Genomic DNA, 23,291 nt, shown 5'->3' on the forward strand with positions numbered 1-23,291 from the left:
TCAGCAGGCAACCGCGGGTCCAGGATGGAGGCGTCGCCGCTAATGTCCCGCTGGACCCGCTTGCATATGCTGGCTGCCGATATTTCGTTCCGGATCGTCCTGGTATCCGCAATGGCCCTGCCCATGCTGATGCTGTATGCCGTCAGCACGCTTGGACCGATGCTCAGCCGTGACCTGGGATTTGATCCGGCGCTGCTCGGTTACCTGGTAATGAGCTCGTTCGGCTTGGCAGCCGTATTGTCGTTCTGGGCGGGCGCCATTGTCGATCGGCTCGGCTCGCGCCATGCGCTGATGGCATTGTTTCTCGCCATCGCGCTGGCCTTCATGCTGATTGCGTCGATCGACAGCTTTCATGGGCTGATTGCGGCAGCAGCGATCTGTGGAATCGGCCAGGCCCTTGCCAATCCGGTTACCAATCTGCTGATCACGGAGCGAATTCCGAAAGAGAAAAAAGCAGGGGTCGTAGGACTCAAGCAATCCGGTGTTCAGGTCGCAGCCCTGTTCGCGGGTCTGGCGCTGCCGGGTATCGCGTTTCAATATGGCTGGCGCGCGGCGTTCGGCGGAATTGCTCCGGTAGCCATGCTGTTCCTGGTTGCCACGCTTTTTTTCGCTCCCGGGAAACACGGCAAGACCGGCAGCGACTTCACTTTCTCCAGGCCCAATCCGCTATTGCTGAGGCTGATGGGCATCCAGTTTTGCGTTGGCATATCTCTCTCCGCTTTCGTCACGTTTCTGCCAACCTTTGGCGCCCTGCAAGGCATGTCCCTCTCCCTTGCCGGTACCTTGATCGCGGTTTTCGGCGCGATGGGAATGCTCTCCAGGATAGTCCTGACTCCCATGGGAGCAAAACTCAAGGATGAGTCGCTGCTTCTGCTTGCGCTGATTGCCATTTCGGCCTGCTCGGTGGCGGTGACGATGCACGCGGGCCCCGAAAGCCACTGGCGGCTATGGACCGGGGCCATCGGCATGGGACTTGCCGCTGTGGGAACCAATGCGATAGCGATGAGCATGCTGGTAAGAGATGCGGCATTTGGCGCAGTGACCACGGCATCCGGTTTTATTTCGGTTGCCTTCTTTGGCGGCTTCGCATTGGGTCCTCCGCTTCGAGGCGCCCTGTCGAGCCATTCAGGAGATCCGCAGCCGGGATGGCTTATGCTGATTGGCGTGCTTTTATGCGGTTGCATCCTGTCGCTTGCACTGGCATCGGCTCGCCGGCGCAAGGCGGGGATGCCAGGCGCGGCCACGCGTCTCGCCTAGCGCTCGCTTGCCTGGATACCCAGAAAATGGATCACTGCATCGACAAGCAGATCGGGTGCGGTTCTTATCGCGCCATGTTGTTGCCCCTGCAGGATCCTGATCCGGCTGGAGGGGAGCGCCCGGTGAAGCATTTCCGCAATATGGTGGCGGCGGGGTGGGCTTTCGCCCCCAAGCAGGAGCAAAACCGGATTTTTGAGGCGATGAAACCGCTGGGGTGTGAAGACATAGCGATCGATCCCGCGCAATTCGCGATGAATGGTATGCGCCTCGGCAATTCGCTCAGGCCAATGCACACCAGCCTGCATGGCGGCAATCTCATGAGGGGGCATTTTGACGATCTCGCGAAAAAAAAGCAGAAGGACTTCCTCCTGCTTGCCTGCTTCCAGCAGGGTTTCGAATTTCGCATCGAGTGCGGGAGACCAGCCGCTGCCTGCCAATGAGATGGGAGGCTCATAGAGTATGAGCTTGCCGATGCCGGGAGCCAGGAGTGCTGCTTCCAAGGCGCAGAGTCCTCCGAAGGAATGCCCGAGCAGATGCACCGTGCCCCCGATGGCGTCCATGACCGCGGCGATATCTTCGCACTCGTGTTCGAGCGCATAACCATCGGCATCGCCGCTTTGGCCGCGGCCGCGCCGATCGAAGATCCACACGTCGAAATGGCGTTCAAGCGCGGGCAATACAGGGGTCCATGCCAGACAGTCGCCGGAGGTGCCGTGCACGAGCAGCAGGCGTTCTCCTACGCCGCCGTGCCAGCAGGCGATGGATACGCCATCCTTCGAGGAGACCAGGTCCATGATTTTATGATACCGGATTTTTCGAAACGGGAAGCAGGATCGGGCACGTGGAAGAATTTGAGCGCATGCGCGTGAAGCGATTAAAGCGGTTCATTCTTTGGATGGGAATAGGCTTCATGCTGCTAATTCACGGCACCCCCGGCGCGGAAGAAGGCAGATCTTCCCTGGGCCAGATTCATCCGTACCTGCGCCTTACGGGAGAGCTTTATGGCAGCTACGAGGCGTGGGATTACTTCCGGCCCAGTCCAGCGATAAACAATAATAATGACTACGACTTATGGTCGGTACGCGCCAGATTCGGCGCATTGCTGACCACTCCCTATGTCGATGGCTATGCGCAGGCTCAATATATCGGTTTATACGGGCTGCCCGATAACGCCGTGGCTTCTCCCGGCGGCCCGCTGGGACTGGGCGGCGCTTATTTCCTTGCGAACCAGTCTACCAACGCCAGCAACGTTTTCCTGAAGCAGGCCTATCTTGACTTCAAATTCCATTCTTTGGGCCTGCCGGGAGCATTCCTGAAGATTGGCCGGTTCGAATTCATGGATGGGATGGAATACAGAACCGGCGTGGACAAGTTCGATGGAATAAAAAGGGCGCGCATCGCGCAACGCCTCCTCGCATCGAATGTGGTTCATGTGGGGCGAAGCTTCGACGGCTTCAGCTCCGTTTATGATCAACCGGGTTTCAATATAACGGTGACCGGTATTCGTCCCACCCAGGGCGGGTTTACTGTCCAGGGACAGGATGAAATCGGCGATATCAACCTTTTTTATGCCGCGCTCACCACCAAGAAAGACACTTTGCTGCCCGGAACCGAAGGCCGGCTTTTCTATTTGAATTACGACGACAAGCGTAATACCCAGGTGATAGACAACCGGGCCGGCACGGATCGGCCCTGGCTGAATAGCCAGAAACTGAATATCCACACCCTGGGGGCGCATCTGCTGACCCTTCAGCAAGGGGATGCAGGAAGCATGGATGCATTATTGTGGGGCGCCTACCAGTTCGGCGATTGGACCAACCAGGATCATCGGGCCTGGGCGATCGCTGCCGAGGCCGGTTACCAGTGGACGAAACTCCCTTTCAGGCCCTGGCTGCGCGCGCTCTATTTCCTGAGTTCGGGCGACAATAATGCGAAGGACGATAAACATAGAACCTTCTTTACGGCTCTTCCCAGCGGGCGCGCCTATGCCAAGCTGCCCTTCTACAACCTGATGAATCTACAGGATGCTTACGTCCAGATGATCGTATCGCCCACTCCGCAGACCCGCATAACCATCGATGCGCATCACCTGTCGCTCAACAATTCGGGCGACCTGTTTTATGGCGGATTGGGGCCGACATCGCGCTCGGGAGCATTCGGCTATTCAGGCAGGCCTTCCAGCGGCAAAAGCGACGTGGGCCAATTGGTGGATATCAGTTTCACGCATACGCTCAACAAGCAATTGTCATGGAGATTCTATTATGGGCATGCTTTCGGCGGCGATATCGTCAAGAATATCTATCAAGGAAAAAAGGATATCGACATGATCTACATCGATTTCAATCTGGTTTTCTGAGGAAATATTATCCATGCATATTTTAGAGGAGAAGGCTGGCAGCGCGGACACGCCGCTGCTGAGCCGCAAGGAGATGGTGCATGCACTTGAACTGATGATCCGCCGCATGGATGCCATCGATTCATGCTGCGCCGACGGCTTTCCCCTTTACTCGCCGGGGAATGCCGGCCAGTGGGCTACCTCTGCGGGAGGTTCCTGGGTCGGCGGATTCTGGGGCGGCTGGTGGTGGTTGCGGTCGCGGATAACCGGGGCCGCGCCGGACAGGCGCAAGGCGTCCGATATCTGCAGGCGCCTATCTTCGAAAATCGATGCCGATTCCATCAACCGCAGCCTGATCTTCTGGTATGGCGCTTCCCTTGGCGATCTCTGGTTCGGCGATATCGACGCGCGCGAACTGGCCAGGGAAGCTGCAGCCGCTACCGCCGCTTCCTATGATCCGGAAATGAATTGCATCCCCCTGGGCACCGGGATGGGCGGCGGAAGCGAGGGAAACCAGCGAGTAACGATAGATACGCTTGCCGCCCTGATCCAGTTGCTCGATCGCAGCAAGCATGCCGCCTATCGCCATATAGCCCGTTGTCATGCAGACACCCTGCTGGCCGCCTGCCATGCCCATGGCGGCGCGTTTCATGCCGGCGCCCGCTTCCAGGATGGTGGTTTCAGGCCGGTTGATCGTGCTGGCGCATGGTCTCGCGGCCAGGCGTGGGCCATGCTGGGGTTGACGCGGGCGGCGGCACGTTGGGGAGAACCTTATCTGACCCATGCCCGCTCTGCCTGCGAGTACTGGAAACATTCGCGTCCGGCGCCTTTTCCACCGGATCGGCTGGACCAGCCGGCACAGCCGCGGGATCTTTCGTCAGCCGTGATCGCGTCCCTGGCGATGCTTTCCCTGGCTGCCCTGACGCCGGATGGCGGTCGATGGCATGACGCGGCCTTGCGGCAAGTTGCGGCAATCATCCGCAGCCGCTACTTCACCGGCTTCACCGGGAACGATGATCATGCTGGATGTGGCGACGAGCCAGCTTCGGGAATATTCCGGGGTTGCTGCTATAAAACTCATCCAGGAAGGAATGAACTGGTCGAGTCGGCCTGGGGAAGTTTTTTTCTCATGGCGGCAGTCTCGGTTCTTGCTGGCATTTGCGAACCAAATCACTGTTAAAGGAATGAAATGATGAATATGCGCTTCGAATCGATCAGCCGGATCGTGCCATGCCTGGTCCTGGCGATGGCCGTTTTTATTTCCTCCCCAGGCATGGCGCAGAAAGCGGGAGCAGATCATGAATCCATTCTTTTGCACGCCGCGCGGGTCTTCGATGGCGATAACATCAGGGCCGATACGTCGGTATTGCTGGTAAATGGAAAGGTGGCGCGAATCGGTTCGCGTGAATCCTTCGGATCCAGCCATGCAAAAGTCATCGACCTGGGGGATGCAACGCTGCTGCCGGGCTTCATTGAATTGCATGCGCATCTCGCATTTCAGCATGTTCCCCCGGATACCGTGCTGAAGCATGGAATCACGACGATCCGGGATGTGGGAGGGCCTCTGCACAAGCCGTATGGCGGCGACGGGAGTCTGCGCGTGCTGACATCCGGGCCGATTATCACCGCACCGGGAGGTTATCCCATCCCCATGCTGGGGGAGGATGCGAATATTGCCGTGGCCGTTTCCACGGAGAAAGAAGCGCGAGCAACCGTTCGCGATCTTGTTCGCGGCGGAGCTGTCGTCATTAAAATCGCGCTGGAACCCGGTGGCGAAGCAGGGGCGCCCTGGTCATCCGGGCATGGCGCCGGTCATGATCATGGCGATCACGGCCATGCCGGCGCAAAACCTGCGCATGCCCATCCCCAGCATGCCCACCATGCTTTCCATCCGAAATCGGCGTGGCCGCTATTGCCGGAAAACATAGTGAAGGCGATCGTGGATGAAGCGCACAGGAACAATCGAAAGGTGACGGCGCACATCGCGGAGGAGCAGGGTGCGCGAATAGCCATCGACGCGGGTGTGGATGAATGGGCCCATGTGCCTTGCGACCCCATTCCTGAATCACTGTTGAAAAAGGCGGTGGCGCAAAATGTAAGGATCGTCACCACGCTGGATACGTTGTCCAGGTGCTCCGGTGTTGCGGGCAATGCAGGCATCTGGACGGGTCTGGGGGGGCAACTCCTGTATGGCGCGGAAATTGCGCATCCCGATATCCCGAGGGGCATCGACGCGCAGGAACTTCTTTACATGATGCAGATGGGAAAGATGGGACCGATCGACGTCCTGCGCGCCGCGACATCGAAAGCGGGCCAGCAACTGGATCTGCCGCTACTGGGTACTTTGCAGCAGGGTGCTCCGGCCGACATCATCGCAGTGAAGGGCGATCCCACTCGCAACCCGAAAACTCTGGAGTATCCTGATCTGGTTATTTCGGGGGGCAAGATCATCGTCAACAATTTTTGACTGGCTACGGAAAACAGGGCGTCCTAAGATCGTCTTCAGAGCGTCTTGCACGCTGCCTTCAGCTAATTTTTACCTGGCTCAGGATGTCTCGTTAACCCGCGTATGGCATTGATCAGCTCAAGCGCTTCGACAGGCTTGGTGAGGTGGAGCTGGAAGCCCGCCTCGATCGCCCTGGTCCGGTCTTCCGGCCGGGCAAATGCCGTAAGCGCAATGGCGGGAATGGTTCTGCCTTTCTCCTCAGGAAGATTCCTCACTTCCTGCATGAGCTGATATCCGTTTTTTTCCGGCATGCCGATGTCGCTGACCATGACATCCGGCCATATGGTTTCGAGGCGCCGCAATGCTTCGCTGGCGCTGGCAGCCGTGAATACGTTTGCATGGCATCTGGTCAGTATTCCCTTGATAAGTTCGAGCGAATCCAGCTCATCATCGACCACCAGCACGTGCACTCCAGCGAGCATGAGGTTGCCGGCTACCTGAACGCCGGGTTTGAGAACAACTTCATTCTCCTTGTCCCGCGTATTGCCGCCCGTGCTTGCCAGCGGAAGGCATACGGTAAAGGTCGCTCCCTTTCCCACACCTTCGCTTTCCGCTTTGATCATTCCTCCGTGGAGTTCCACCAGTTGCTTGACGATGGCAAGTCCCAGACCAAGGCCGCCGAACTGGCGGGTCAGGGAGGGGTCCGCCTGGCGGAAACGATCAAACACATAGGGCATGAAATCCGGGGCGATTCCAAGGCCCGAGTCGTTGATTTTGATTTCCAAGTAGGAACCCGCCCGCTCGGCCAGAACTTCTATCCCGCCGCCCTTTGGAGTGAACTTTATGCTGTTTGAGAGGATATTCCAGAATATCTGCTGCAGCCGGTTGTGATCGCCCCAGATAAAGCCGTGCCGGCAGCAGATTTTTGCCGATAGAGCGACACCTTTGGCCTGCGCGGTGGGGTTGATCGAATCAATCGCGGCCTCGACCAGATCAATGATGTCCACTTCCCTCATTTCGAGCCGTACTTTTCCGGAGATGATGCTGCTCATCTCCAGCAGGTCTTCGATGAGTTTGTTCTGCGCGCGGGCGTTGCGTTCTATCGTTTCGAGGCCGCGATGCACATCTTCCGGTTTCATGTTTCCGCTCAGGATGAGTTGGGCCCAGCCCAGGATCGCATTCAGCGGCGTCCTGAGCTCGTGGGAGAGGGTGGCCAGGAATTCGTCCTTGAGCCGGCTTGCCCGCTCCGCCTCGTTACGTGCGATACGTTCGTTCTCGAGAAGCTGCCGTTTTTCCGCGTCGGCCATTGCCAATGCCTCACCCAGCTTGGTCACCTCATTCTCAGTGGGTTGGTCATAACGGCTCGGGCGAGCTCCTCTCGTGATCCCTGCCACCTGGCGGGCAAGCTCGGCCAGCGGCTGCAGTATGCCTAGGCGGGTATAAAAAATGATGGCGATGGTGGCGATAAGCGCAACGAAAATGACCGCCATTTCAAAAATGATCTGGCGTTCGAGCCGTGCTACTCCCAGGTTCGCCTGGGTTTCCATGCGGCTGCTGAACATCTCTATGAATTCCTGTATCGGCTCCATGATGGCCGCTTTTCCGGCAAGATATTCCGGCCCGACGAGCATTTGTATCGCCAGTTCCCGATCGGATTTTTCTTTTACCGGGTCGCCGCGCCCGTCGTCGGACAGGCCTTCCGCGATGGCAAACGCCCGTTTTTCAAAGTTGACCAGTTGGTTGGAATTCTCCAGCGCGCGGTGCAGCAGGTCGTATTCCTCCTCGCGGAAGTGCGAGCGCCGAAACATTTCATCCAGTGAGACCGCTTCGACGTGCTCGACCGTAGACGGTTTTCCCGCGACGGCAAGATGCCAGTAGGTAGCGGAATAATTGAGCGGCCGCGGTTTTTTTCCAGCCCGGATGTCGAGTATCTCCTGGAAATAGAGTTTGTAGATGGGAGCGCCGGTGATCACATAGGCGCGGGCCATGCTGGTGAGGTCATCGGAGCTTTGCAGCAGTTCATTGGCGAGCAACAGCGCCTTGTAGCGGTGCCGTTCATTTTCCGTAATATCCTCACGAATGCTCAGGGAATGAAATACCAGCACGCCCATGGTCAGCAGCAGCAGCGGCAGGGCGAAATTGGTAAGCTTGGTGAAGTTTTTGATATTCATGGTTTTGGGTACCACGGGCTGTTGTTGCTGCTGCTACCCGCTTTTTACCATAGTACAGAAATTTGTGTATACCGCCTTTTGGATCAGTCAAACAATAATAATTTCAACCTGTATCCGGCAGTTGGACAAGGTGGAGTGTGCGGGTTCTGGCGTGCGGGAGAGGGCGCAACGACGCACAATGGCCATTCCTTCCAGGCAGTGGTAACGGTGTCCATGTGCCGCAAAAATCGCGCAATCCGTCCTGTAGCGAGCCCCACCATGCAGGTGGACGTCGAATATCGCGGGAAGTCTTTGTGGATCATTGATTCCAAACTGGAAATGAGCGGTCAACTGCGGGATTTGGGTTCAATCCCTAATAAGGAGGGAAACGGCGGTCTGGTAGTTTGAAGACAACTTCCTGCCCGGGCATGCCGGAGAGCGAGGAATGCTGCTTCTTATTCCCGCAATGCTGCTGAAACATGCGGATGCTAGCTTTTCTTTCTTGATCTTTCGGTCGGGGGGAAAGAAACATGCGTACATATCGTTCTTACGCCATTTTTGCAGTTGCCATTCTTCTGCTCAGTCTGGGTGCGGCGGTAGCGGCTTTGCATGGCAAACGTCCGGCCAATCCAACGCTGGAGATGTACGGTGATCTCAACAGATCCTTTGCAAGACTCTGGAAAGCGCGCCTGGGCGTCCCGATTGCACTGAATCAGGCCCGGAGTAAATCGGGGGTTCCGATACGCGCCACACTGGATGGACTCGATGTCGTCACGCTTGCCTTGTCCCTGGATGTCGATGCATTGAAAAAGAATAGTCGATTTTCATTGCCGGGGGAGCAAAGGCCTTCTCTACAGAAAAATCGGCCTTTTACCACCGCGGTGGTATTTCTGGTGCGCAAAGGCAACCCCAGGAAAATCGAAGACTGGAATGACCTGGTGCAGCCTGGCGTGGAGATCGTCACGCCGGACCCCAAAACTTCGCTGGATGCCCGCTGGAACTATCTCGCGGCATGGGGATACGCGGCCCGGAACGCGAGCACGAACGCGGACGAGGCGGAGGCATTCGAGTTCATGAAAAGCCTGTTTGCAAACGTCAAGACACGTGATCCCAGTCTGGAGGATTCGATCAAGACTTTCGCTGAACGTGGTATTGGCGATGTGTTGCTCGTATGGGAAAATCAGGCTCATCATCTTGCGCAAGATTCTGGCGGACGCGAATTCGAGGTCGTCACGCCTTCGGTCTCGATCATGGCGGAGTCTCCCGTGAGCGTGGCTCTAAGGAGAACAGATGAGCAGGCAGGAAAGGAACTCGCCCAGGCATACATCGAGTATCTGCATATGGTAGAGGCGCAGGATATTGCCGGAAAACATTTTTATCGGCCTCGGGACAGCAGGATAGCGGCCAAATACGCTGCCCAGCTTCCACCGCTGGAGTTGATTACCATCGACGACGTTTTTGGCGGCTGGAAGCAGGCACAGCTCACCCATTTTGCTCCCGGCGCCTTTTTCGACAAGATCCAGGGCAATTCATAGCTGGATTTCCTGCCGCGCTCCTTTGGCTCGACTGCCAGCCGGGCCAACAAGGAAACGGGCATGGCTATCACGGCATCCCCGGGAAGTCATCACGCCAGCCTATCGAACGCCTCCGCAGACAGGAATGCCAGAGGCAATCAAAGTCCATTCCAATCCCTGCTGGATTATGTGTGCCAACGCACTGAGCAATAGGCGCAAGGAGAGCACTATTGCAGGCATCGGTAGTCAGCCGACAGCGGGAGTGTGAGTGTAATAGCGAGCTGATTCTTTGACCTGCTGGCTGCTTTCTATCGTTTTATCCTAAATCCGCCTGTAGCGAACTCACCATACAGGTGAACGTCGAGTACCGCGGAGAGTCTTTGTGGATCGTGACTCCAAACTGAAACGAGCGGTCAATTGCTGGATTTAGGCTTATACCGATGAGCGGGAGAACTGGCATTTTCAACCCTTACTGTGGAGAAAAACAACATGTCTATACCAAATAGGTTTGCTGCTCTGGCTATCGTGCTGGTCACCGGTTTATTTGTCGCAGGCTGCGGGAAAAGCGGCGAAAAAACCGCCCCGTCTGCGGCGCCGCAACCGGAGGCAAAAACGACAGTTGGAACGGAAATAGATGACAGCGCTATCACTACCAAGGTGAAATCCGCCTTGATGGCGGATGCGGATGTGAAGAGTTTCGATATCAAGGTTGAGACAAGCAAGGGAGTGGTCCAGCTGAGCGGTTTCGTGGATAACCAGGGCCAGATCGATCGGGCTGTCACCGTGGCCAAGGGGGTCGATGGAGTGAAAAGCGTGGACAACAACATGAGCATAAAAACCACAGAGACTACCGTTGGGGAAAAGATAGATGACAGCATTATCACTACCAAGGTCAAGGCGGCACTGGTGACCAATTTGGGCATGAAGGGTACGGAGATTGGCGTGGTTACGCAGGATGGCCAGGTTCAGCTGAGCGGCTTCGTGGATAACCAGGACCAGATCGATCGTGCAACGGAAATCGCAAAAGGGGTGGAAGGGGTAAAAAACGTCATCAACGAGTTGGCGGTCAAAAAGTAATTTCTAACCATTTTGAACATACCACACGAAAGGAGCTGAAGATGAACTGGGATCAAGTGGAAGGCAACTGGAAGCAATTCAAGGGCAAGGTGAAGGAGCAATGGGGAAAGTTGACCGATGACCACCTCGACACCATTGCCGGGCGGCGAGATCAACTGGCCGGAAAGATCCAGGAGTCCTATGGGATCACCAAAGAAGAGGCCGAAAAGCAGATTTCCGTCTGGGAGCGCAAACAGAAGGATAGTTGATCGCCGGTATAGGCTGAAGCCAAGCAGTCCTGCTCCCATTCCGCACTCCTGGTGGCCGCTCGTAAAGGCGCTCGATGAGCGGGCACCCGGAGCAATTAAAAAATCTGGTTACCAGGAAAGGCAGAGGCGGGGAAACTGCCCGGGAGCTGGTAGGCGAATGCAGGAAGACGGAAAGGAATGGAAGCCGCAACTTTCATTCCAGGCAGAAGAAGCGTTGAACACACGGTAATCTTGATGATGCCCCCGGCTGAAAATAATTGCCGGGTTGCCGGTTCACCGACAGGCTCACCATAAGGAGGAAAGGCGATCATGCTTTACACTATTGCCGTTGTCTTAATAATCCTGTGGTTACTCGGATTGGTAAGCTCCTATACCATGGGCGGTTTCATTCATATTCTTCTCGTCATTGCGATCGTGGCGGTTCTGCTGAGAATCATCAGCGGACGCAGGCCGCTGTGATCAGGGCAGGGTATTGCGGATCTCTCGGTGTAGCGGCAATTATTTGATGTAGTGAGGTCGATCACCCGTTTGTTCGCCAGTTTCTTGCGAAGAGCAGGTTTGCGGGCCTCAACCCCATAAAGACGACAGGGGAGCAGCAGCCAACCGGTCTCCAAAAGGCAAGAAATCCGTGCTGTCGTAAAGCACGACGCCGTAGGTGAATTTATCCTTGCACACGTTGGATTTCATTTGTCTGGGCGAACTCAAACCAGAGATGTGAGCAACCGACTTATCCAACAAATTCAGATGGCAGCCGATAGTCCCAGAAGACCTCGCCTTCACTCCCATTCGATCGTTGCGGGTGGTTTTCCGGAGATGTCGTAGACCACCCGGTTGATGCCGCGCACTTCATTCACGATCCTGTTGGAGATTTTTGCCAGCAGGGTGTAAGGCAGTTCCGCCCAGTGCGCCGTCATGAAGTCCTCCGTCTGGACGGCTCTCAGCGCCACCACGTACTCATAGGTGCGTCCATCGCCCATGACGCCCACCGATTTTACCGGCAGGAAGACGGCAAAAGCCTGGGAGGTTTTTTCATACCAGCCGGAAATGCGCAGTTCTTCGGTAAAGATTGCGTCGGCACGCCTGAGCAGTTCAGCATATTCCGGCCTGACCTCGCCAAGGATGCGGACACCCAGTCCCGGACCGGGAAACGGGTGGCGGAAGATCATATCGTGCGGCAGCCCCAGGGTAAGGCCAAGCTCCCGGACTTCGTCCTTGAACAGCTCGCGCAGGGGTTCGAGCAGTTTTAAATGCAGGGTCTCGGGCAAGCCGCCCACGTTGTGATGCGACTTGATCGCCTGCGCTTTTTTCGTTTTGCTGCCTGCGGACTCGATCACATCCGGATAGATCGTTCCCTGGGCAAGCCAGCGGGCATTGGTGATTCTGGCGGCCTCGCGCTGGAATACCTCGACGAACTCCCGCCCGATGATGCGCCGTTTTTTTTCAGGGTCCGCCACGCCGTGTAATTGGCCGAGAAATGCTTCGCCGGCATCGACATGAATGACTTTGACGCCCAGGTTTTTGCTGAAAGTATTCATTACCTGTTCCGCTTCGCCAAGCCGGAGCAGGCCGTTATCGACGAATACGCAGGTAAGCTGCACTCCGATTGCGCGGTGGATGAGGGCTGCCGCCACCGACGAATCCACGCCGCCGGAGAGGCCCAGGATCACTTCATCCGCGCCCACTTCCGACCGGATCCTGCCGATTGCTTCTTCCATATAGTCAGGCATATTCCAGTCATGGCCCGCACCGCAAACGTCGTGCACGAACCGGGCGATGATTGCCTTGCCCTGCAAGGTGTGAGTCACTTCCGGATGGAATTGTATGCCGTAGAATTTCCGTGTCTCATCCGCCATTCCCGCTATAGGGGTGGCCGCATTGCCCAGCATCACCTGGAATCCCGGCGGCAGCGCGGTCACGGAATCGCCATGGCTCATCCATACGTCGAGTATTCCGTTATCTTCCCGGTCTGTACGGTCCCGAATATCGCGCAGCAGGCTGTTTCGGCCGGCGGTTGTCACCTCGGCATAGCCGAATTCGCGTATCCGGGCGTTTTCGACGGAACCGCCCAGTTGCGCGGCCATGGTTTGCATGCCGTAACAGATGCCGAGAACGGGAATGCCCAGTTCAAAAACGATTTGGGGCGCCCGCGGTGTTTCATCTCCGATAGCGGAAGCAGGTCCGCCTGAAAGGATGATTCCAATCGGCGCAAACCCTTGGATGAAGCGGGAGTCGACGTCACAGGGATGGATTTCGCAATAAACATTCGTTTCCCTGATGCGGCGCGCAATCAGCTGGGTATATTGTGATCCGAAGTCGAGGATAAGGATTTTCTGATGCACGGTTGCGGGTAATAGCCAGGGGAAGATTCAAATATAGGAATAGGGAATTCCAGGGCAAGGCGGCGGGACATGGTGTTCTTAGGCGAGCGGCTGGTCTTGCCTATGCGGCATCCGGCATGGCCGGTTTCTAGCCCGTGCTTGCACCTGCCCTCGCGCGCCTTCATCGCTTTCCGGGAACAGGCTCTGCATTGCTGCCGGCTACTCTGCTACTCTACATGGTAGTTCGGCGCCTCTTTGGTGATCTGCACATTGTGGACATGGGATTCGCGAATTCCGGCTGAGGTAATCTCGATGAATTCGGCTTTTGCGTGCATCTCATCGATCGTCTCACAGCCCAGGTATCCCATTCCGGAGCGCAAGCCGCCTATCAGTTGATGGATTACCGAGATGACGCTCCCCTTGAACGGAACCCGGCCTTCCACTCCCTCCGGCACCAGCTTCTCGGCTTCCTGTTCGGCCTGCTGGAAATAGCGGTCGCTCGATCCTTGCCTCATGGCAGAAAGCGAGCCCATGCCGCGATAGGTCTTGTAGGATCTACCCTGGAAGAGCTCGATTTCTCCTGGTGATTCTTCGGTGCCGGCAAACAGGCCCCCCAGCATCACCGAATTGGCTCCCGCCCCGACGGCCTTCGCAATATCGCCCGAGTAGCGAATGCCACCATCCGCGATGAGCGGCACACCAGTATCCGCCAGCGCCGCATGGACGTTCTTGATGGCGGTGATCTGCGGCACGCCCACCCCGGCAACCATCCGGGTGGTGCAGATCGAGCCCGGCCCGATGCCCACCTTGACGCCATCGGCTCCGCAGTCCGCCAATGCCCTGGCAGCGGCGGCGGTCGCGATATTGCCACCGATGACCTGGAGCTGGGGAAAGCGCTTTTTTATCCATTCCACCCGATCGAGTACGCTTTGCGAATGACCATGCGCCGTATCCACGATGATGACATCCACGCCGGCTTCAACCAGCGCTTCCGCGCGCTCGTCGCTGCCTTCGCCAACACCGATGGCTGCGCCCACGCGCAGGCGTCCGAAATTGTCCTTGCAGGCGTTGGGATGCTCGGAGGTTTTGACAATGTCCTTGACGGTAATTAACCCGCATAATTCGAAATCGTCGTTCACCACCAGCACTCTCTCCAGCCGGTGCCTGTGCAGCAACGCCATTGCTTCCTCGCGGGTGGCGCCTTCGTTCACCGTGACGAGCCGCTCCTTGAGTGTCATGATGTTCCTGATGGGCTGATCGAGATTGGTCTCGAACCGCAGATCCCGGTTGGTTACAATTCCGACCACTTTTGTCCCTTCCACCACCGGCAGGCCGGAAATCTTGTATTTATGGATGAGATCGAGCACATCGCGTACCGTCATGTCCGGCGGGATGGTAATGGGTTCCTTTACGACTCCGCTTTCAAAGCGCTTGACTTTGGCTACATGCGCCGCCTGCGCTTCGATGGGCATGTTCTTGTGGATGATGCCGATTCCACCCTCCTGCGCAAGTGCGATCGCCAGCGGCGCCTCGGTGACGGTGTCCATCGCGGCGGAAACGAGGGGAATATTGAGGGATATCGAACGGGTCAGACGTGTACCCAGGTTGACATTGCGCGGTAATACCAAGGAGTGCGCGGGAAGCAGCAGGACATCGTCAAAGGTCAGGGCTTTCTCAACCAGTCGCATAGAGATTCCTTCACAAAGCGGCATTATAACGAAACGTCGTGGCGATGGGAAAGCAGTCTGGCTGGATAGCCACCAGGAAAGTGGATAGTGGGAAATCCCTCCTGTTTCTTCAGGCTGTTATCGAGCGGCAGCGCCCTTTCTGGCGCGGCGCCTGCGTGCTTCCTTGGGATCGACGGCCAGCGCCCGGTAAATTTCAACGCGGTCGGAATCCTGCAAAATTCTCCCCGGTTTCGCTACTTTGCCGAATACGCCGAGCTTGTTAAGGGAAAGATCGATTTCGGGAAATAAATCGAGAATTCCCGAAAGCCGTATGGCCTGTTCCACCGTGGTTCCTTCACCTACGCGCATCTTACGCATGACTTGCTTCTCAGGCAGGGCGTAAACGACTTCGATCTCGATATGCCGGTTCACGAACTGCCGTACACCTCTTCCGCACGCTGGACGAAAGCCTCGACAAAACTGTTGGCGATCATGAAGAAAACCGGCCCCACCAGTTTTTCCAGGAATATATGGGCGAACGTGTAATGCAGGCGAAATTCTATCTTGCAGGCATCGTCCGCCAGGGGAGTAAACCGCCAGTGCCCATCCAGATTCTTGAACGGGCCGTCCAGCAGCTTCATCTTGATCAGTTCCGGCGGGTACCGCGTATTCTCAGTGGTGAAGCTGTGCTTGATGTGGTGATAATCGATCATGATGGTAGCATGGGTAACGGTCTCGTCCTGGGGCTCGACCGAGGAGCCTCCGCACCAAGGCAGGAACTTCGGATAATCTTCAACTGCATCCACCAGCGCGAACATCTGGCTCGCGGAATAACCGATCAGCACCGACTTTTCGATGTCAGCCATAAGATAAAAAGATAAACCGCCGGTCCCGCGGGACCGCTCTGAAAGCTGTTAAAATACACCAACTCCGCGTGGAACTCACCTTTTTTCTTCTCTTGCATGAGTATCGTCCAGAATAAAAAAGCCTTTCATGATTATTTTATCGAGGAAAGATATGAGACAGGCCTGGTCCTCGAAGGTTGGGAGGTCAAGGCGATCCGTGCAGGCCGCGTTCAGCTGAAAGAAGCGTATGTCATCATCCGTAAAGCCGAGCTGTTTCTTATCGGTTGTCATATCAGCCCGCTGCTGGCCGCCTCCACCCATGTCAAGCCTGATCCGGTCCGTACCCGCAAGCTGCTGCTGCACGCGGATGAAATCAAACGGCTCATCGGGAAAGCGGAGCGCGCCGGCTATACGCTGGTGCCGCTCGACATGCACTATAAGTCGGGGAGAATCAAGCTGGAAATCGGTCTCGCCAAGGGGAAGAAACAGCATGACAAGCGGGAGTCCGAGAAGCAGAAGGAGTGGGTGCGGGAAAAACAGCGCCTGATGCGTGCAAAGTAGCGATGCAAGCCGGTCCGGTTTTCCGGCCTATCTGTTCATCATGCATCTGCACCAACAATAGGTATAGCGAGTTCTATTTCATATGAAAAAACAAATCGCAGCCTGGCTTCTGACCTGCTGTGCCCTGGTGTTTGCCATGGTGGTGGTGGGCGGCGTCACCCGGCTTACCAATTCCGGGCTGTCCATCGTCGAATGGCAGCCTCTCATTGGAACCATTCCTCCTTTCAGCAGCGAGGATTGGAACGAACTTTTTGAAAAATACCATCAGACACCGCAATACAAGAAAGTCAACCTCGGAATGAGCCTGGAAGAATTCAAGGGCATTTTCTGGTGGGAATACTTTCACCGGCTGCTGGGGCGTGTCATTGGTCTGGCATTTTTCATTCCCTTTTTATATTTCATCGCCAGGAAGGGCATCGATGGGCCGCTTGGCCTCAAGCTGGCTGGCATTTTCGTACTGGGGGGTCTGCAAGGGGCGATGGGATGGTACATGGTAAAGAGCGGCCTGGTGGACAACCCCCATGTCAGCCAATACCGCCTGACAGCCCACCTGGGGCTTGCGTTCATCATTTACGCCGCAATGTTCTGGGTGGCGCTCGGTCTGCTTTCCCGCTCAGACTCATCTCTTGTCAACAGCAAAGTCCACGAGCTGCGGCGTTTTTCCACTTTCCTTACCGTGCTGATATTCATTATGGTGTTGTCGGGGGGATTCGTGGCCGGGATCCGGGCGGGCCTCGCCTACAACACCTTTCCCCTTATGAACGGGCACGTTATACCGCCCGAGATATTCATGCTGGAACCCTGGTATCGCAACTTCTTCGATAACATGGCAACGGTGCAATTCGACCATCGGCTGATCGCCTGGATGCTGGCGATTCTGGTCCCGATATTCTGGTTTAAAACCAGAGGTGTTCCGCTCGCCGGTTCCACCCGCATGGCCTGCAATTTCCTGTTGTTCATGCTGGTGGTGCAGATAAGCCTGGGAATTTCCACGCTGTTGCTGGTGGTTCCGCTCCACCTGGCGGCGGCCCACCAGGCGGGAGCGTTGCTGTTGTTTACCGCGGCTCTGTGGGTGAGACACCGGTTGAGCTGATTTTCGTGATACGGCCGTATCATTTGAAGTGCCATGTAAAATAGAACGCGCTTCAATATGACCGTAATTCTCCATGGCGAGGTTTGCCATTCCTGAGTCTATGGCACTGCGCAGACAGTGCTTCATTTTAAGAAAACCCTCTCTTCGCTGCAGCTTGCTCTTGCTTTAAAGCGCCATAAACGCGACATAAAGATAGACACAGTTGAACTCGGTCGGATTACAGATGTTTTTTTCTGCAGATCAATGTGCGTCATCCGTATTGTGCTACGAATAATAATTTATCCTTGATTTCTCAGACTTATCAACTATTTTAAATATTGGAGTTGTTGGAATGACCTATATCTCCGACGTATAACCCAGGTGCTGAATCCCTTTAGGCGTCAGTATATTCGGGATTCGTAAAGAAATATGGATGCTGATACCCAAAGGTTGTTGCACTCATGAGTACCAAACGAGCTGACTGGATATCTCTTGTCGAAGCAAGCTATAACTTGGAGGATAAGGATTCAGTCTGGTTGAAGCGAGTGCTGGATCAGGCCTCGCCACTTCTCGCTCGTGGCAGCGAACCTATTGGCTGGACGTTTCACTGTACTCCCACTACTTTCTCCCTGGGCAGTTTTTCCGAAGGAACTTCCAGGGCATTAACTTATGCCGCACGCATGTCCCATGCGTTGTCAACCGAAAAATCCCTAGATCTGACCTATCGCACTGGTGTCGTTATCGCGACAGCGAGCGAACTCGTATTTCCCCGTTTGCCTGATATGCACAAGATGTTCATGAAGCTGCTCAAAGGTCGGGTACAGGATCTGCTGGTCATTAATTGTCAGTCGGGGATGGGGACCGGCGTATCCATTGGCATGTTGCTCAAGGAAACGTCGAAAGCCAGTGAACAGGAAAGGCGGCGTTGGCCCCAAATTGCTGCACATGTGGGAGCGGCCATTCGACTTCGCAGCATGGCCGCAAATCTGATGCTCGATTCTCCAGAAATCGAAGCCGTGCTCGATCCGGGTGGAAGACTGCACGATGCCCGAGGACCAGCCAAGGATAACGGCGCGAGAGAAAACCTGCGTGAAATTGTTCGCCGTATCGAGCGGACGCGAACTCATGCAGGACGTTCCGATGCAGATACAGCCCTGAGCAGTTGGGAAGGCCTGGTCAGCGGACGATGGTCCATGGTTGACCGCTTTGACCACGATGGGCGTCGTTTCGTGGTAGCTATCAAAAATGATCCAGATCATCCTGATCCACGAGGTTTGACTGACCGGGAGCGGCAGGTCGCGGAATATGTCGGGCTCGGGTGCGCATCAAAGGAAATCGCCTACACGCTCGGGCTTACGGAGACTGCGATCACCAATTGCACTGCTCGTGCGCAACATAAACTCGGCCTGACCTCCCGGGCCGACCTGGTAGCCTTTTTCGCTCCAAGCGGGTTCAGGCGCAAACTTGCGGAAACTTTAGTGGCGCGCGAGCAGCTGCTTGTAGGCAGCCGTTCACATATCGATACGCGTCGTATCGCAAATCTTTCCGAGTCGGAGCGGGATATCGTCTCACTTTTGATTGCAGGTTCCACCAATGCCGATATCGCCCAGCGACGGGGATCGAGCGAGCGCACCGTCGCCAACCAAATCCAGTCAATCTTTCAGAAACTAAACGTGCGCTCGCGCGGAGAGCTTGTGGCAAGGCTTCAGGCAAAACATGGGTAATGAATGACAAAAGAATATGGTTACATCCGCGTCAATGTGTGGAATTGACTATTGATGATACTTATTTCTAGTAATACAGTTCCACTCACGAGATTAGGTTAAAGATGTTCTTGCGCGAGGGATGTGTAGTAGCCCCAATTGAAACGGGCAGGAATGCGGTGCTAAAAAGGGGATAGGACATGCCTTCATGCTATGTTTAGCATTTAAGGTTTTAATCACATAGGATCGTTATGCAACGAAATCCTCGCGCTAGGAGCTTGGGTCGGGAGAGAAATTGGAAGCAGTCGAGGAATCTCGACTATCGGGAATAAGCGCTCAAGCTGGGTGTCAAGCAGGATATTGCTCTTGCTTGTTATTCCGCTAAAAAAGCCCATGACCGCGTTGGTACACTTAATCGGCCCAGCTAGGTGTATGGTCCTACGCGTAATTAATTTAATGAAGGAGATATCATGCTGTTATCCGCTCCGTTTAGCCCGCCTGACGAATCTTATGGAAATGACCCACCTGCGTTATTTGAACCTCCTCCGGCTTTAGTAGAGGATTATTGGGATTGGGATGGGAATCTCGCTGGTCCGCATGTTCCTATAAAGTCAGCCCGTCTTATTTCTTCGCTGCGCGAGATAGCAGGGCGACAAAATGCAGAGCTTACACTTCTTGACTCAGCGGTTACAAATGTCAGAGCTACAAGATTAGGAGAACTCTCAACCCTGACAAGCCCAACAAATGTTCTAACTGGACATACAGCTATCATGGGAAGAGCCATTGCAGACTTGTCCGTCACTGGACGAGTTTCATTTTCCCAATTTGTAGCGCTTCGTCCTACTGAAGAGAGTCTAATCGGCACGTTCATGGCGGCAGCTAATCCTGTTGTTCCTGGCCTGACAAGAGAAGAGGCTCTTCGGGCACTGACAAGTACTCTTGATCGTGCTTACGCAGTAGTTTGGGCGCTCACAGGGGCTCCTTCACATCGGCGTGCTCGTCCGGATCTCGGTTGGATTGCAGTATCCGGTGAAGATGATTCGCCGCATTCTCCGGTAAACATCTCCTCGACTGTCGATCTGGTAGGGCAAATTTCGCTTAATCTTCGAGAGATGGGGTTTGTAACTTGCCGAGTCTCCATTAAGCTTCCTCACGCAGTGCCAGATTTTCCCAACCCCAGTTCGCCTATACGGTCGTTTCCAAGCGAAGTGCGGCAGCAGTTTAATGAGCTACTTACGACAAGAAGAAATGCTAATTATGACGACCTGATCCTGTTTATTCACGGTTTGGGATCGAGGCTTGAAGAAGGGGATCGATTCAAGCAAAAGTTGATCGATTATGGAAGAGCAAGACGAAAAAGATTTGCTGTTATGTCGATTGACCTTCCTGGATTCGGATATTCGTCGCGACTTGATATTGACAACGTCATACGGGGACGAGTGCCGAGATTCGATATTGAAAGACCGCTCACAAGATCCAATTTTCCATTCTTTACACTTTATAAAGATGCTCTTGAAGTACTTTCTGGTCATATAGCAGGTGGCATTCAATACGTGGTAGGAGGTAGTCTGGGAGGAAACTTAACGCTATGTTTGGCGGAAATCCGTAATGATGGCAGATATATTTTGCCGAACACATTACGAAAGTTTATAAGCTGGTCTCCCGCTTCAATCTGGGAGTCATATGAACGAGCGAGACTAATAGACGAGCCTGGTAGTGATACTTATCCGGATTTAGTTAAACACGAAGCAGTCCGTAGAACTCGTGACGATATGAATAAAGCGGAAGAAATGGGCACACGCCACGAGTGGTTTGATTATGTTCAAAGAGGAGAAAGACTTATTGATGAACTACCAATCCGTATAGCCGGCTGGCCTGATGCTGAAAGTGTAACCAAGGAAACACTGCTATATCTAGCGGAAATATATAGTCCAGATTGGCGAAGAACATTCTGGGCAGTCAGCCACGAACAAGTTATTTTTAGCCATCAAGAGCCACTTGCGCCTGGAAATCAGTGGCCTTTCAGAACAATTAATCGTCCACTATTTATATTGTCAGGGGAATTGGATGTTCGCCGTAACTTCGCAGGGGTAAAACAAAATTACTTTAATTATTATGATAATGTTGAAAAGGTAACTCGTGAATCCCCCGATGTTCCTGGGGAGCGTATGTTGCTCCGGCTCACAGGGCATTCAATTCATGATGAACGTCCAGATTTTCTCGCGGCCAATGTTGTTCGATTTATTGAAGAGCCCATAGAAGGAGAAATTGATCGACGTCACAAGGATCAAATATTAGCTTTTGATTTTGAAAGTTCTGGTAGAAAAGATCATCTATTGCGGTACATACCCGGCGGGGGTATCGCATCCATACTTTCTAACAGCAGAAGAGAGTTTGTCTTCGAAAATAGCGGCGGTATCGGCGATTATGATCTGCTTGATGAAAATGATCGGATCATTACTTTCGACTATGCAGGTACAGGTCGGCAGGATCACCTACTGCTATATCGACCTGGCAAGGGCATCGTATATATACTGTCGAACGACAGGGGCACCTTTACTACCGTTTATAGCAATGGAAGAAACGGAATAGGAGGCTATGACTTACTTAGCGAAAATGATCGGATCATTACTTTCGACTATGCAGGTACAGGTCGGCAGGATCACCTACTGCTATATCGACCTGGCAAGGGCATCGTATATATACTGTCGAACGACAGGGGCACCTTTACTACGGTTTATAGCAATGGAAGAAACGGAATAGGAGGCTATGACTTACTTAGCGAAAATGATCGGATTATTGCTTTCGACTATGCGGGTGCAGGTCGGCAGGATCACCTACTGCTATATCGACCTGGCAAGGGCATCGTATACATACTGTCGAACGACAGGGGCACCTTTACTACCGTTTATAGCAATGGAAGAAACGGAATAGGAGGCTATGACTTACTTAGCGAAAATGATCGGATTATTGCTTACAGCATCGCGAATAGTCGTAGACCAAGTCATCTCTTGGCATACCGCGCTGGCGAGGGAGTTGTTTATATACTTTACAATGACAGGAGAGGAAATTTCGAAACGGTATTCGAGAGTGCGAACGGTATAGGCGGCTATGAGATGTTTCATGAGCAAGATCGAATCATCGAATTCGATTTTGGAGGGCCGGACCATTTGGTTGGTCAATTATTGATATATCGACTGGGATTGGGGTTTGTATCAATACTTTCTCCGCAAGTTGGGCCCGAATTTGATCGTTTTTTTACACCTCTATAGTAGAGAATCCTACATTAGACTTATAAAGGACAAAGATTATGGCTACCTTAATTGACGATTTTAATGCTGGGCCACACGACATAACGATTTCAAGTGGGACAGATCTTGCCTATCAGGCAGGTTCGATGCTTGGAGGAGGTCGCTTTACCCAACTCATTGTTGCGCAAAATCCGCAAAATCAACCGGCTCATCTTGATATTGCTAAAGGATTCCTTAATTTAAGTTTGGGTGCAATGCAATATCTTCGCGTTGAGCTAGGTTATCCATATGAGCCGGATGGAAGCGGAGGAGGACGTGCACTTTCTTTTATCGATCAAGGTGTCGGTGATTTCCAGTCCATGGGTACTGCTTTCAGGACATCATTCCGTTTTAGCGATCTTATGCCGATTAACTACAATATCGTCGTTTTCACTGCTAGCGGATGGGCATCCTACGGAGAGAACATCAGTGCGCCACCATTTGTTCAGACCCATTTCGATTTTCCATTCGATAAGTTTACAGGTCCCAGCGCGCCGGATTTTGGTAGGGTAAGTATAGTCGTATTTATTTTTCAGACTTGGGCTGATTTCGTTATCGACTCGTTTGAAATAGTTTAACCCGGGGCACATAAATACAAAAACAAAGGAAAAAAAGTAAGAATGTCAATCACATTTCATGAAAATCCACTATATTTGAAACACCCTCATTTAACCCCAAGCTCCAAGCCGCCGATTTAATTTGATCAAATGGAGTTCATAACTCCATATGAACGGTATGGTATGTTCGGATTCTCGCGAGATGCTGCACAGCCGAGGCCATAATTCCTTAACGCGGAAGGGTAGGCGAG

General features: G+C 54.1%; 20 protein-coding genes. 14 read left to right on the plus strand and 6 right to left on the minus strand.

Annotation, left to right across the window (positions count from 1 at the left end):
- The first annotated feature begins 42 nt into the window (after positions 1-42).
- Positions 43-1,257 (plus strand): MFS transporter, encoded by a 1,215-nt coding sequence (locus tag ACZ5CE_RS05995; RefSeq protein ID WP_464576915.1) that lies wholly within the window; start codon positions 43-45, stop codon positions 1,255-1,257.
- Here the strand turns inward: ACZ5CE_RS05995 and ACZ5CE_RS06000 are convergent.
- A complete protein-coding gene (locus ACZ5CE_RS06000; protein WP_464576917.1) occupies positions 1,254-2,051 on the minus strand; it encodes an alpha/beta fold hydrolase in 798 nt (265 codons plus the stop codon). The genes ACZ5CE_RS05995 and ACZ5CE_RS06000 overlap by 4 nt on opposite strands.
- A gap of 116 nt (positions 2,052-2,167) precedes the next feature.
- Here ACZ5CE_RS06000 and ACZ5CE_RS06005 point away from each other — a divergent pair, with 116 nt between their 5' ends.
- From ACZ5CE_RS06005 to ACZ5CE_RS06015, 3 genes are read left to right on the plus strand one after another with little or no spacing between them, the layout of a single operon-like run.
- Complete coding sequence (locus tag ACZ5CE_RS06005; RefSeq protein ID WP_464576919.1) at positions 2,168-3,613, plus strand: alginate export family protein; 1,446 nt, start codon at positions 2,168-2,170, stop codon at positions 3,611-3,613.
- A gap of 13 nt (positions 3,614-3,626) precedes the next feature.
- Positions 3,627-4,772, plus strand: a complete 1,146-nt coding sequence (locus ACZ5CE_RS06010) for a glucuronyl hydrolase (RefSeq protein ID WP_464576921.1) — start codon at positions 3,627-3,629, stop codon at positions 4,770-4,772.
- A 9-nt stretch (positions 4,773-4,781) separates the two neighbouring features.
- Positions 4,782-6,059: an amidohydrolase family protein gene (locus ACZ5CE_RS06015; RefSeq protein ID WP_464576923.1), complete on the plus strand. Its 1,278-nt coding sequence runs from the start codon at positions 4,782-4,784 to the stop codon at positions 6,057-6,059.
- 62 nt (positions 6,060-6,121) lie between these two features.
- On the opposite strand, the gene ACZ5CE_RS06020 is transcribed toward ACZ5CE_RS06015, so the two are convergent.
- Positions 6,122-8,149, minus strand: coding sequence for an ATP-binding response regulator (locus ACZ5CE_RS06020; RefSeq protein ID WP_464576924.1), 2,028 nt, complete (start codon positions 8,147-8,149; stop codon positions 6,122-6,124).
- Here ACZ5CE_RS06020 and ACZ5CE_RS06025 point away from each other — a divergent pair.
- The 5 genes from ACZ5CE_RS06025 to ACZ5CE_RS06045 all read left to right on the plus strand — a co-directional run bounded on the left by ACZ5CE_RS06025 (position 8,129) and on the right by ACZ5CE_RS06045 (position 11,486).
- The gene (locus tag ACZ5CE_RS06025) at positions 8,129-8,596 is read left to right on the plus strand and encodes a hypothetical protein (RefSeq protein WP_464576926.1); all 468 of its coding nucleotides are present in this window, start codon (positions 8,129-8,131) and stop codon (positions 8,594-8,596) included. The genes ACZ5CE_RS06020 and ACZ5CE_RS06025 overlap by 21 nt on opposite strands.
- Before the next feature lie 122 nt (positions 8,597-8,718).
- Complete coding sequence (locus ACZ5CE_RS06030) at positions 8,719-9,723, plus strand: sulfate ABC transporter substrate-binding protein (protein WP_464576928.1); 1,005 nt, start codon at positions 8,719-8,721, stop codon at positions 9,721-9,723.
- Positions 9,724-10,191: 468 nt separating this feature from the next.
- Positions 10,192-10,779, plus strand: a complete 588-nt coding sequence (locus ACZ5CE_RS06035) for a BON domain-containing protein (protein WP_464576930.1) — start codon at positions 10,192-10,194, stop codon at positions 10,777-10,779.
- Positions 10,780-10,820: 41 nt separating this feature from the next.
- Positions 10,821-11,027 (plus strand): CsbD family protein, encoded by a 207-nt coding sequence (locus tag ACZ5CE_RS06040; RefSeq protein WP_464576932.1) that lies wholly within the window; start codon positions 10,821-10,823, stop codon positions 11,025-11,027.
- Positions 11,028-11,336: 309 nt separating this feature from the next.
- Positions 11,337-11,486, plus strand: coding sequence for a lmo0937 family membrane protein (locus tag ACZ5CE_RS06045; RefSeq protein ID WP_464576934.1), 150 nt, complete (start codon positions 11,337-11,339; stop codon positions 11,484-11,486).
- 317 nt (positions 11,487-11,803) lie between these two features.
- Here the strand turns inward: ACZ5CE_RS06045 and guaA are convergent, their stop codons facing one another.
- The 4 genes from guaA to ACZ5CE_RS06065 form a co-directional block, all read right to left on the minus strand.
- A complete protein-coding gene (gene guaA, locus ACZ5CE_RS06050) occupies positions 11,804-13,366 on the minus strand; it encodes a glutamine-hydrolyzing GMP synthase (RefSeq protein ID WP_464576936.1) in 1,563 nt (520 codons plus the stop codon).
- 206 nt (positions 13,367-13,572) lie between these two features.
- Positions 13,573-15,033 (minus strand): IMP dehydrogenase, encoded by a 1,461-nt coding sequence (gene guaB, locus ACZ5CE_RS06055; protein ID WP_464576938.1) that lies wholly within the window; start codon positions 15,031-15,033, stop codon positions 13,573-13,575.
- Between the two features lie 117 nt (positions 15,034-15,150).
- Entirely contained in the window at positions 15,151-15,444 is a 294-nt protein-coding gene (locus tag ACZ5CE_RS06060; protein ID WP_464576939.1) for an RnfH family protein, read from the minus strand.
- Entirely contained in the window at positions 15,441-15,878 is a 438-nt protein-coding gene (locus ACZ5CE_RS06065) for a type II toxin-antitoxin system RatA family toxin (RefSeq protein WP_464576941.1), read from the minus strand. The genes ACZ5CE_RS06060 and ACZ5CE_RS06065 overlap by 4 nt, the downstream gene beginning before the upstream one ends.
- Positions 15,879-15,974: 96 nt before the next feature.
- On the opposite strand from ACZ5CE_RS06065, the gene smpB reads away from it, so the two are divergent.
- The 5 genes from smpB (at position 15,975) to ACZ5CE_RS06090 (ending at position 23,061) form a co-directional block, all read left to right on the plus strand.
- Positions 15,975-16,418 (plus strand): SsrA-binding protein SmpB, encoded by a 444-nt coding sequence (gene smpB, locus ACZ5CE_RS06070; protein WP_464576942.1) that lies wholly within the window; start codon positions 15,975-15,977, stop codon positions 16,416-16,418.
- An 82-nt stretch (positions 16,419-16,500) separates the two neighbouring features.
- Positions 16,501-17,511, plus strand: a complete 1,011-nt coding sequence (locus ACZ5CE_RS06075) for a COX15/CtaA family protein (RefSeq protein ID WP_464576944.1) — start codon at positions 16,501-16,503, stop codon at positions 17,509-17,511.
- Between the two features lie 440 nt (positions 17,512-17,951).
- Positions 17,952-19,214: a helix-turn-helix transcriptional regulator gene (locus tag ACZ5CE_RS06080; protein WP_464576945.1), complete on the plus strand. Its 1,263-nt coding sequence runs from the start codon at positions 17,952-17,954 to the stop codon at positions 19,212-19,214.
- 449 nt (positions 19,215-19,663) lie between these two features.
- Complete coding sequence (locus ACZ5CE_RS06085; protein ID WP_464576947.1) at positions 19,664-22,465, plus strand: alpha/beta fold hydrolase; 2,802 nt, start codon at positions 19,664-19,666, stop codon at positions 22,463-22,465.
- A gap of 38 nt (positions 22,466-22,503) precedes the next feature.
- Positions 22,504-23,061: a hypothetical protein gene (locus tag ACZ5CE_RS06090; protein ID WP_464576949.1), complete on the plus strand. Its 558-nt coding sequence runs from the start codon at positions 22,504-22,506 to the stop codon at positions 23,059-23,061.
- The last annotated feature ends 230 nt before the right edge of the window (positions 23,062-23,291 follow it).

The sequence above is a fragment of the Nitrosospira sp. TNL200 genome (assembly GCF_055386305.1).

Bases quoted from the DNA above. Each gene is read 5' to 3' on its own strand.
- ACZ5CE_RS05995 (WP_464576915.1), top strand. From the start codon at position 43: ATGTCCCGCTGGACCCGCTTGCATATGCTGGCTGCCGATATTTCGTTC.
- ACZ5CE_RS06000 (WP_464576917.1), bottom strand. From the start codon at position 2,051: ATGGACCTGGTCTCCTCGAAGGATGGCGTATCCATCGCCTGCTGGCAC.
- ACZ5CE_RS06005 (WP_464576919.1), top strand. From the start codon at position 2,168: ATGCTGCTAATTCACGGCACCCCCGGCGCGGAAGAAGGCAGATCTTCC.
- ACZ5CE_RS06010 (WP_464576921.1), top strand. From the start codon at position 3,627: ATGCATATTTTAGAGGAGAAGGCTGGCAGCGCGGACACGCCGCTGCTG.
- ACZ5CE_RS06015 (WP_464576923.1), top strand. From the start codon at position 4,782: ATGATGAATATGCGCTTCGAATCGATCAGCCGGATCGTGCCATGCCTG.
- ACZ5CE_RS06025 (WP_464576926.1), top strand. From the start codon at position 8,129: ATGAAATACCAGCACGCCCATGGTCAGCAGCAGCAGCGGCAGGGCGAA.
- ACZ5CE_RS06020 (WP_464576924.1), bottom strand. From the start codon at position 8,149: ATGGGCGTGCTGGTATTTCATTCCCTGAGCATTCGTGAGGATATTACG.
- ACZ5CE_RS06030 (WP_464576928.1), top strand. From the start codon at position 8,719: ATGCGTACATATCGTTCTTACGCCATTTTTGCAGTTGCCATTCTTCTG.
- ACZ5CE_RS06035 (WP_464576930.1), top strand. From the start codon at position 10,192: ATGTCTATACCAAATAGGTTTGCTGCTCTGGCTATCGTGCTGGTCACC.
- ACZ5CE_RS06040 (WP_464576932.1), top strand. From the start codon at position 10,821: ATGAACTGGGATCAAGTGGAAGGCAACTGGAAGCAATTCAAGGGCAAG.
- ACZ5CE_RS06045 (WP_464576934.1), top strand. From the start codon at position 11,337: ATGCTTTACACTATTGCCGTTGTCTTAATAATCCTGTGGTTACTCGGA.
- guaB (WP_464576938.1), bottom strand. From the start codon at position 15,033: ATGCGACTGGTTGAGAAAGCCCTGACCTTTGACGATGTCCTGCTGCTT.
- ACZ5CE_RS06065 (WP_464576941.1), bottom strand. From the start codon at position 15,878: ATGGCTGACATCGAAAAGTCGGTGCTGATCGGTTATTCCGCGAGCCAG.
- smpB (WP_464576942.1), top strand. From the start codon at position 15,975: ATGAGTATCGTCCAGAATAAAAAAGCCTTTCATGATTATTTTATCGAG.
- ACZ5CE_RS06075 (WP_464576944.1), top strand. From the start codon at position 16,501: ATGAAAAAACAAATCGCAGCCTGGCTTCTGACCTGCTGTGCCCTGGTG.
- ACZ5CE_RS06080 (WP_464576945.1), top strand. From the start codon at position 17,952: ATGAGTACCAAACGAGCTGACTGGATATCTCTTGTCGAAGCAAGCTAT.
- ACZ5CE_RS06085 (WP_464576947.1), top strand. From the start codon at position 19,664: ATGCTGTTATCCGCTCCGTTTAGCCCGCCTGACGAATCTTATGGAAAT.
- ACZ5CE_RS06090 (WP_464576949.1), top strand. From the start codon at position 22,504: ATGGCTACCTTAATTGACGATTTTAATGCTGGGCCACACGACATAACG.